Annotated in this window: 3 protein-coding genes and 1 riboswitch; of the genes, 1 reads left to right on the top strand and 2 read right to left on the bottom strand. The window is 73.3% G+C overall.

What is annotated here, in order from left to right:
- A partial coding sequence (gene holA, locus ACTIR_RS0103230; protein WP_026453204.1) for a DNA polymerase III subunit delta occupies positions 1–669 on the bottom strand: 669 nt, incomplete at its 3' end.
- A 138-nt stretch (positions 670–807) separates the two neighbouring features.
- Positions 808–945: riboswitch (SAM riboswitch) on the top strand.
- A gap of 12 nt (positions 946–957) precedes the next feature.
- Between holA and thrC the strand changes: the two genes are divergently transcribed.
- Complete coding sequence (gene thrC, locus ACTIR_RS0103225; RefSeq protein ID WP_026453203.1) at positions 958–2,220, top strand: threonine synthase; 1,263 nt, start codon at positions 958–960, stop codon at positions 2,218–2,220.
- 95 nt (positions 2,221–2,315) lie between these two features.
- Here thrC and ACTIR_RS0103220 read toward each other — a convergent pair.
- The coding region (locus tag ACTIR_RS0103220) for a ComEC/Rec2 family competence protein (RefSeq protein ID WP_411431311.1) at positions 2,316–2,887 on the bottom strand (572 nt) is incomplete at its 5' end.

Here is a 2,887-nt window from a genome sequence, read left to right as displayed (position 1 = left end):
CAGCGACTCCAGCGCCGCCGCCCGGTCCCCGGCGACGGCCTTCTCGGCGACCTCGAATCCGCTGACGTCGGCGCGGCCCCGGTGGTACCGGCGCACCGCCCGCTCGTCCACCGAGCCCCCGGAGTCGGCCACGAGCTGGCTCGCCGCCGACGCGAGCTCACGCAGGTCGGAGCCGACGGATTCGATCAACGCGGTGACCGCGGCCGCCTCGATGCGCCCGCCCGCCGCGCGGACCTCGCCCCGGACGAACGCCTCCCGGTCCGCGGCCCTGGTGATCTTCCGACACTCGGTCACCGTGGCGCCGGCCTCCCGCAGGCCCGCCGGTAACGACTTGGCCGCCTTGCTGCGCCCGCCACCGCTGTGCACGACCACGAGCACGATGCCGTCCGCGGGGTCGGCGGCATGGCTCAGGACGGCGTCGGCGAGTTCGTTCGCGATCTCCTGAGCCGCGTCGAGCACGATCACCCGCCCCTCGCTGAACAGCGAGGGACTGACCATCTCGGCGAGCTCCGCCGGGGTGACCTCGCTCACCCGCGCCCGGGTCAGTTCCGCCGCCGGATCGGCGAGCCGGACGGAGTCGAGCACGGCACGCACGGCCCGCTCGACGAGCAGTTCTTCCTCCCCGAGCACGAGATGCAGCGGCGCGGGAGTGGTGGACGGTGCGGTCACGCCCCGATCCTGCCACGTGTGAGGTCACCCTCGCGGCTGTGGCACGGGGCGATTCCGCTGCCGTAGGGTGAGTCGCGTTGCCGCGCCCCGGAGAGTGCGGCACGCCGCATCCGGAACACGCGGCGGACAATCGAATACCGCTCATCCAGAGGGGCAGAGGGACCGGCCCGATGAAGCCCCGGCAACCGGCGTCGGCCCGGTGACTCGTTGATTCCGCGAGGTCCGGCCGACGGCAACGGTGCCAATTCCGACCCGCGCCGGCGGGACAGATGAGGAAAGGACCTCGCGATGACCAGCACGCTGACCACGGCCGCTTCCCGAACCGTCGACCTCGGCCCCGCCGCCGAACTGGTGTCCAAGGAAGAGGGCCACCGGCAGCCGCTCGCCCCTGAGTTCGTCTCGGCGGAGGACTTCTCCCCGCTGGAGGTCGCCTACGACTTCGGGCGGGTGCGCCGGGAGGACATCGAGGCCGGCCCGAACAACATCTGGCGGTACAAGAAGCTGCTGCCGGTCCCGTCGAACGTCGAGCAGATCCCGAACACCGAGCCCGGTTTCACCCGTCTGGTGCGCGCCGACCGGCTTGCCCGCGCCCTGGGCGTGAAGCGGGTCTGGGTGAAGGACGACACCGGGAACCCGACGCACTCGTTCAAGGACCGGGTGGTGGCCGTCGCGCTGGCCGCCGCCCGCGAGTTCGGCTTCGACACCCTGGCCTGTCCGTCGACCGGGAACCTGGCCAACGCGGTGGCCTCGGCCGCCGCCCGCGCCGGGTGGCAGTCCGTGGTGCTCATCCCGTCGTCCCTGGAACGCGCCAAGATCCTCACCACGGCGGTGTACGACGGTGCGTTGATCGCGGTGGACGGCAACTACGACGACGTGAACCGGCTGGCGACCGAGCTCGCCGCCGAGCACGAGTCCTGGGCGTTCGTGAACGTGAACGTGCGGCCGTACTACTCGGAGGGGTCGAAGACGCTGGGGTACGAGGTCGCCGAGCAGCTCGGCTGGCGTCTGCCCGAGCAGGTCGTGGTGCCGATCGCCTCCGGCTCGCAACTGACCAAGGTGGACAAGGGCTTCCGCGAACTCGGGGAGCTGGGCCTGGTCGAGCCGACCCCGTACACGGTGTTCGGGGCGCAGGCGTCCGGGTGTTCGCCGGTGTCGACGGCGTTCCGGTCCGGGCACGACGTGGTCCAGCCGGTGAAACCGGACACCATCGCGCGGTCGCTCGCGATCGGCAATCCCGCCGACGGCCCGTACGTGCTCGACACGGTCCGGCGCACCGGCGGCGCCGTCGCCGACGTCACGGACGAGGAGGTCGTCGAGGGCATCCGGCTGCTGGCCCGGACCGAAGGCATCTTCACCGAGACGGCGGGCGGTGTCACGGTGGCGACGGCGAAGAAGCTCGCCGAGGCCGGTCAGCTCGACCCGGACGCCGAGACCGTGCTGCTGATCACCGGGGACGGGCTCAAGACGCTCGACGCGCTGGAGGACCACGTCGGACCGAAGGCGACCGTGCCACCGTCGGTGGACGCCGTGGACGACGCCCTCGGCGGCTGACCGACGTCGCGGCCCGGGCCGGTACCGACACCTCCCGGACCGCGGGCCCGGTGCGCCCTCCCCCGGGTGCCGTCCCGCACCCAAGTGCGGCGGGGTCACCGGGGGCCACGACGGACCAGTGCCGGGTCGCCGTCGTCGGCGACGACGGCCACGGTCCCGGACGTGTCGGTGCGGGCGACGAGTGTCCCCGCCCGCCGCAGGGTCCGCAGGGTGGTCGCGTGCGGATGGCCGTAGGAGTTGTCCCCGACACTGACCACCGCGATCCGGGGCCCCACGGCCGTGAGGAACCGGTCCAGCACGGCGGGGCTGCCGTGGTGCGGCACCTTGAGCACGTCCGCGCCGAGGTCGGCGTCCGCGGCGAGCAGGTCGGCCTGGGCGGTCGGTTCCACGTCCCCGGTCAACAGGATCCGTCCGGCCCGGGTCGTGGCCCGCACCACGAGCGAGGTGTTGTTCACCCCCGTGCCGTCCGCACCCGGGTCCGCCGCACCCGGCTCCGTTCCCGCGCCGCGCTGGGCCGCCGGGACCCAGTGCGGCCCCAGCACGTCGAGCCGCAGACCGGACCAGGTGAGGGTGTCCGAGGCGCCCACGGTGACCAGCGGAACGTCGCGCTCGCCGGTCTCGCGCACGACCCGTCGCCACGCCCACCCGGGCTCGCGTCCCGGCCCGA

This window comes from Saccharomonospora iraqiensis subsp. iraqiensis (assembly GCF_000430445.1).
Classification (GTDB): domain Bacteria; phylum Actinomycetota; class Actinomycetes; order Mycobacteriales; family Pseudonocardiaceae; genus Saccharomonospora; species Saccharomonospora iraqiensis.
Note: the sequence above shows the minus strand (reverse complement) of the source record. Positions and strands in the feature narration are given on the sequence as shown.

Coding starts and splice junctions, on each gene's coding strand:
- thrC (WP_026453203.1), top strand. CDS start 958: ATGACCAGCACGCTGACCACGGCCGCTTCCCGAACCGTCGACCTCGGC.